General features: G+C 73.6%; 7 protein-coding genes. All 7 read right to left on the bottom strand.

Features of this window, described 5'->3' with window-relative positions:
* Positions 1–118: 118 nt before the first annotated feature.
* Complete coding sequence (locus ACFVFS_RS40440; protein ID WP_380630112.1) at positions 119–991, bottom strand: hypothetical protein; 873 nt, start codon at positions 989–991, stop codon at positions 119–121.
* 28 nt (positions 992–1019) lie between these two features.
* Complete coding sequence (locus tag ACFVFS_RS40435) at positions 1020–1505, bottom strand: glycine-rich domain-containing protein (RefSeq protein WP_380630111.1); 486 nt, start codon at positions 1503–1505, stop codon at positions 1020–1022.
* Positions 1506–1624: 119 nt separating this feature from the next.
* On the bottom strand, positions 1625–2473 hold the full coding sequence (locus tag ACFVFS_RS40430) for a helix-turn-helix domain-containing protein (protein ID WP_380630110.1): 849 nt from the start codon (positions 2471–2473) through the stop codon (positions 1625–1627).
* A 21-nt stretch (positions 2474–2494) separates the two neighbouring features.
* Positions 2495–2956 carry a DUF6879 family protein gene (locus ACFVFS_RS40425; protein ID WP_380630108.1) on the bottom strand — a complete coding sequence of 154 codons (462 nt, stop codon included), beginning with the start codon at positions 2954–2956 and terminating at the stop codon, positions 2495–2497.
* A 43-nt stretch (positions 2957–2999) separates the two neighbouring features.
* A complete protein-coding gene (locus tag ACFVFS_RS40420) occupies positions 3000–3260 on the bottom strand; it encodes a hypothetical protein (RefSeq protein ID WP_380630107.1) in 261 nt (86 codons plus the stop codon).
* 200 nt (positions 3261–3460) lie between these two features.
* Positions 3461–3778 carry an ATP-binding protein gene (locus ACFVFS_RS40415; protein WP_380630114.1) on the bottom strand — a complete coding sequence of 106 codons (318 nt, stop codon included), beginning with the start codon at positions 3776–3778 and terminating at the stop codon, positions 3461–3463.
* 11 nt (positions 3779–3789) lie between these two features.
* The coding region (locus tag ACFVFS_RS40410; RefSeq protein ID WP_380630106.1) for an FtsK/SpoIIIE domain-containing protein at positions 3790–5876 on the bottom strand (2087 nt) is incomplete at its 5' end.

Here is a 5876-nt window from a genome sequence, read left to right as displayed (position 1 = left end):
AACCTCGCCTTCAACACCTCGAAATCCACGATCCCCGCAACTCCCTGAACTTCAGGGTGTTGCGGGGATCGATAGAACCCGCCCTGGGGTCGGGCGGGGGCATTGTGTCGCCTGGCTGTCAGATGCTCAGGAGGTCGCCCACCCACCGGTCAGCCGCTGCCGACAGGGCGGTCCACGGCCCGCCGTCCTGAATCGCACGGAGGCGCCACCGGGCCGCGATCACAGAGGACAGCGCCGCCACCTCGGCGGGATCGGCGGCGGCGTAGTGCGGGACCGTCATCGCCCACTGCCGCGCGCGGCCGACGGTGTGGCCGGCGGCGACCAGTCGGGGGGCCAGCGAGGCGGTGTCGACCCAGGCGGCGGCGGGGGCGGGCCACGACCAGTCGATGATCCGTACCCTCGCGCCGTTGACCAGGATGTTCGGTCCGGTCATGTCGGTGTGGGCGAGGGTGTCACCGGTGACGGCCTCCGGCGCCCGGGTCTCCAAGGAGGCAAGCGCGTCCAGACGCTCGGCCTGCCATGGTGTGAGGCCGTCTCCGGCGGCGATCTCACGCCACAGCGCCGAGCCGGTCCAGCGCTGCGCGAGGCTGGGCGTCCGCAGCGGGGGAGCCGGGGTGAGCCGGTCGGCGAGGGCGGCCAGCGTGCCCGCGATCAGCGGCAGATCGGAGGAACCGGGGGACAGGTCGGCGTGCCGCCCGGGCACGTGCTCGAAGGCGATGACCAGCCAGCCGCCGGCCTCCGCCTGCCACAGCAGGCCTGCCCCGATCCCCCGGACCACCGGGGCGGCCTGGGCTTCCTTGCGGGCCATCCAGAGGTTGGGGCTGTCGAGTCGGGCGGCTTTCACGAATACCCGGTCGGCGGTGCCGTCCACGGTGGCGGCGAACTCGGCGATCTCGCCCGCGTCCGGCGCCGTCACGGCGGTGACGGCGCCGCACCGCTCGGCGATCAGGCCATGGACCGCAGGGGGAAGGTCGGTCCATTGGTGGCGCATGGTGCTCCTCGGGGCAAGGGCGGGTCGGTCAGTTGGAGTTGTGGCAGCCCTGGTGGCACTGCGGGCAGCTTCCGCTTCCACTGGTGTCGGAGCCGTCGCCACCGCTGCCCTCGGAGCAGTTGGCGGACACGGCCCACAGCTCCGGGTCCACCTGGAAGCCGGCGGCCCGGAGCGCCGCCGTGGTCGCGGCGACGGCCCGGCCCCTCACCAGGCCGTCACCGTCCTCCGGGCGGTGGTGGAGGAACGAGCCGGCGATGCGGTCGCAGAACGCGGCGTACTCGCGGGTGTACATCAGGAAGGCGTGCCAACCGTGGTCGACCAAGTGCGACGGCGACAGCCGGGCGCCGGGGCTGGCGGCGCAGGCGCCGAGGAAGGCCAGCGCCTGATCCACGACCCGTTCCGCGAGCTGCCGTTCCATGGCGTGGTCGTGCGCGACTCGATGGACCAGCCGTTCGAACAGCGTGTTGTCGACCAGGGTTCGTCCGGTGGTGCGTTCCGTGTGCACGAGGCTCATGCCGTGCTCCCTCGATCGGTTCGGCCCGGCCGATACGTTGGGGTGCCGGCCGGTGGCGACTCCGACGGTAGGGAGTGAGCGGCCGGACACTCAACGCGATTGCGGCTGATTGCGGTCACTCACCCGAGTGCCTCCATCGCCGAGGAGATCAGGGCCCGTGCGGGGGCCCCGTAGGCCGCCATCCTGGTCAACTCGGCGAAGGCGCGATGATAGTCCGCCAGCTCGCGTGGCTGGACGACGCTGATCTCGGCGGTCAGGGTTTCCACCGAGGCCTCCTCGTCGTCGAACAGGTAGAAGGCCTCCAGCGGCCAGATGCGGCGCCGGGCGGAGAACGGGATGACGCCGAGGGCGACGGACGGGAGCGGCATCACCGAGAGCAGGTGGTCGAGCTGGTCGGCCATGGTCTCCCGATCGCCGATCCGGTACCGCAGTACGGCCTCCTCGACCAGGACCACGAAGCGGTGGCGCCTCGCGTGCAGCAGCCGGCCGCGCTTCAACCGGGCCGCCACCGCATCGGCGACATCGTCCGGAGTGCCTTGGAAGTCCGTGATGCTGCGGATGAGTGCGGTCGCGTACGCCTCGGTTTGGAGGAATCCCGGGATCACATTGGAGACGTACGCCCGGCAGACGGCGGTGCTGGCGTGTTGGACCAGGGATTCCTCCTGGACCCGGCGCATTCCGTGGCGGTGCTGCTTGCGCCACTCCACGTACATCAACTCCACGGTACGGGCCGTGGCGATCAGGTCGGCGGTCTGGTCGTCCGAGCCGCAGGCCTCGCACCAGGAACGAATGTCGTCCTCGGACGGTGCGGACCTCCCGCTCAGAATGCGTGAGGTCTTCGACGGGTGCCATCGACACCGTGCGGAGAGCTCTTTGCCGTCGAGTCGGGCGTCGAGCATCAGCTCGCGCAGGCGCGCGGCAATGGCGATCCGCGCCGCTTGGGCGCTGGATGATGGGGATACGGGCACGGGATCTGGCGTTTCGATGGGTCAGATCGTGTACCGGTGGTGCGGGGTTGCCCGCTCCCAGACCGATTCGAAGGCGGTGAGGCAGAGCTTCACCACGGAGGCGTCCTCGGTGTACGAGGTGCGCGGCTCCGCCCAGTCGCCGTCGCCGGTGAAGTGGTTGAACCGGGCGGCGTGGTCGTCGAACACCCAGAAGTCGTTGCCGGGCAAAGCCAGGTCCGAAGCATTGTGGCGGGGGAGCCAGCGAACGTCCTCCCCGGCCGCGACGTTCACCGAGGTCATGGAATGCAGGTAGCGGGTGTAGAGCGTGACGGGCTCGGAGACGATGCGAGCGCGTCGGACGCGGACTCCTCGTGCCGCCGCCTCACGCAGCATGGCCGTCCAGTCCTGCCAGTACTCCGACTCAGGGTCCAGGTCCGACTCGCCCGTCTCCCGGAAACGCTCGACGGCATCTGCCTCGTCGGGAACCGAGTAGGCGTCGCGCATCTCCAGATGGACCGCAGAGTGTCGTGAGGACCACAGGAGTTGATCAAAAGCCGGTGCGTTCAGCCACATCGCATGCCTCCCTCAGGATCGGGACCATTCTGGCAGGGATGCGGATCACGGTTTCGCCCTCTGGGATGCCGATCGCGTGGCCGGGAGCCCACGATGCTTCGCTGATCCTGGCCACCAGCTCTGCGCCGGCGTTCCACCCCTGGATCACGATCTCCCCGTGTGCATGGTCCACCCATGCCGTCGGCGAGCCCTCTTTGCCGGTTTCGGGGTCGATGCCGATGAAATCCAGCTCCATCTGTCCTCCCGTATCAAGCCGGGCGCCCATGGTGACGTTCGCACCCTCGCCGAGGGCTGACGGGTCGTCAAGGGCGCACGGAGGTGTGCCGGGGTGCGGCATGTGTCATCGGCGCTGCCGGCCGGCCCGGGAGCCGAACCGGGCGAGTTGGGGGTGGGGCCGAGGGTGGTGGCCCTCGGCCCCACCCTGGGGTATCGGGGTCATGTGGCGGCTCCGATGGGATGGGGGCTGCACTCGCACCAGACGACCTTGCCGATGCCGTTGGCGCGGGGGGAGTAGCCCCAGTCGAGGGAGAGGGCCTGAACGAGGAGCAGGCCGCGACCGCAGCCGTCGGTCGCGGCCGGCTGCCGGGGGGCGGGCGGGTGGCCGCTCGCGTCGTGCACCTCGATGCGCAGGCGGGTGTCGTCGACGTCGAAGCGCACCTGGATCAGCCGACCGGGCATCCCCGAGTGCAGCACGGCGTTGCCGACCAGCTCCGAGGTGAGCAACTCGCCGACCTCCAGGAACTCTTCTTCTATCTCCTGAAGCTTCAGCGCGCCGCCGCCCGCTGGAGGGCGCTGGCGAGGAGGGCGAGGTCGGTGGGGCCGTTGCCGAGTTCGCGGACGGGGCGGCGGGCGGGTGGGGCGCCGAGGGCGTGGGGGTCTATGGCGACGACGGTGGGGCGGAGGGTGGCGGTACGCGGGATGCGGCCGCTGATGCGGGCGGCCTGGAAGGCGGTGACGCCGCCGTCGGGGAGGCGGAGGTAGCCGCGGCCGGGGGTGGTGTCGGGGAGGGCGGCGGCGTCGCCGAGGTGGATGAGGAGGTCGGAGTCGGCCGGGTCGTCGGTGCGCAGGGCGATCCGCAGCAGGGCGGCGTCGTCGACCTCGGTGCCGGTGGTCTCGTCGGGCCGGCCGGTGGTGACGGCGAGGTGGAGGCCGAGCGGGCCGCCGCGGCGGGCGACGGCGGCGAGGGCGCGGGCGAGGGGCCGGCCGGCCGGGGAGGTGGGGGACAGGAGGGCGTCGTAGTCGTCGACCACGACGACGAGCCGGGGCGGGCACGGCCCCGGGGAGGGGGCGGACACCGGCGCGGCGGGGGAGTCGGGGCTGCGCGGGCTGATGATCAGCGGGGGCGCGGACGCGGCGGGGGCGCCGACGGTGGCGGGGACCGGCACGGGCTCCCCGTCGAGGATGCGGGCGGCGTGCCAGGAGGCGAAGTCCAGCCCGTCGAAGAGCCGCTCGCGCAGCGCCAGCTCGTCCTCCAGCGCCTCGGCGGCGAGCAGCGCGGCCCGCGGGTCAACGGCGGCGTTGACCCGGCCGGTGACGTGCGGCAGCTCGCTGCACCCGGCGAGCCCGTCCTCGGTGGCCCGCCCCTCGACGATGGTGACGGCGAGGCGTTCGGGGCGCTCGGAGACGGCCAGCGAGGCGACCAGGGTGCGCAGCAGCTCGGTCTTGCCGGAGCCGCGGGCGCCGCCGATCAGCAGGTGCGGGCCGCCCGGGTCGGGGGAGGGGAGGGTGAGCTCGGGGTCGGCGAGGTCCAGGACGCACAGCTCGTCGCGGGTGGTGCCGAGCAGGGCGGTGGCGGCGCCGATGCCGCCGGCGTGCGCGTCCCAGCGGGCGGAGAGCTTGGCCGGGGTGACGGTGTCCAGCTGGAGCAGGTCGAGCAGGCGCAGCGCGTCCGGCAGCGGTCCGCGGTTGGCCGGGGTGGCCTCGCGCAGCGGGGCGAGGACGCGGGCGAGCCGCTCGGCCCAGGCGTCCGAGACGGCGTCCAGGGAGACCTCGTGCAGGGTCTCCCGGCCGCGGGCGACCGGGCCCGGGCGGTCGAGCGAGAGCTGGGTGCCGACCTCGCCGGTGATCAGCGCGGTGGCGCCGAGGCCGCGGGGCAGCAGCTCGGGCTGTTCGGCGAGGCAGATCGGGAAGATGCCGACGGCCGGGCCCTGGCGCAGCAGCAGGTCGAGTGCCAGCCGGGCGGACTCCGTGCCCGGGCGGCCGTCGACCACGACGACGGTGGCGGGGTGGCCGCCGAGGCCGACCGGGCCGCTGAGCCGGGCGGTGAGTTCGCCGAGCCGGGCGGTGGCCTGCTCGTCGTCGAGGCCGAGCAGCAGCCGGCAGTCCTGGCCCTCGACGGGGCGCAGGTGGGGCAGCCACAGGGCCCAGGCCCAGGTGTCGGCGCGGTCCTGCGGGGCGCGGGCCGGGTCGGCGTCGACCACGACCAGGCTGAGCCCGGTCGGCGGGTGCAGGGCGGCGAGCTGGGCGACGACGGCGCGGGTGAGCGCGTCGAGGCGTTCGCGCGGACCGCTGAGACCGAGGCTGCCGGCGGTCTGCAGGTCGACGGTGACCGGGACGGCGGGCAGCACGGTGCCGGGTGAGGTGCCGGGGCCGCCGGGCCGGTCGGCGGTGCCGAGCCGCAGGGTGAGCGCGTCGGGGTGGCCGGGGCCGCGCTCCCAGAGCCGGGGGCCGGGGCCGAGCGCGTTGAGCAGCAGGGTGGCGAGGTCGGGCCAGCGCTCGCGCTGGGCGGCGGCCTGCCGGGTGCGGACGGCGGCGTGGTGGCGCTCGGCGCTCTCCTCGGCCGGTTCGGCGGCGGCGCGGCCGAGCCGCAGCGAGAGCAGGCCGCGGCCGCGCCCGGCGGGCGGCTCGGGGG

Source organism: Kitasatospora sp. NPDC057692, assembly GCF_042799475.1.
In the GTDB taxonomy this organism is placed as follows: domain Bacteria; phylum Actinomycetota; class Actinomycetes; order Streptomycetales; family Streptomycetaceae; genus Kitasatospora.
Note: the sequence above shows the minus strand (reverse complement) of the source record. Positions and strands in the feature narration are given on the sequence as shown.

What these genes read in the sequence shown, in the direction of transcription:
- ACFVFS_RS40440 (WP_380630112.1), bottom strand. Translation starts at nt 991, where the DNA reads ATGCGCCACCAATGGACCGACCTTCCCCCTGCGGTCCATGGCCTGATC.
- ACFVFS_RS40435 (WP_380630111.1), bottom strand. Translation starts at nt 1,505, where the DNA reads ATGAGCCTCGTGCACACGGAACGCACCACCGGACGAACCCTGGTCGAC.
- ACFVFS_RS40425 (WP_380630108.1), bottom strand. Translation starts at nt 2,956, where the DNA reads ATGCGCGACGCCTACTCGGTTCCCGACGAGGCAGATGCCGTCGAGCGT.
- ACFVFS_RS40420 (WP_380630107.1), bottom strand. Translation starts at nt 3,260, where the DNA reads ATGGAGCTGGATTTCATCGGCATCGACCCCGAAACCGGCAAAGAGGGC.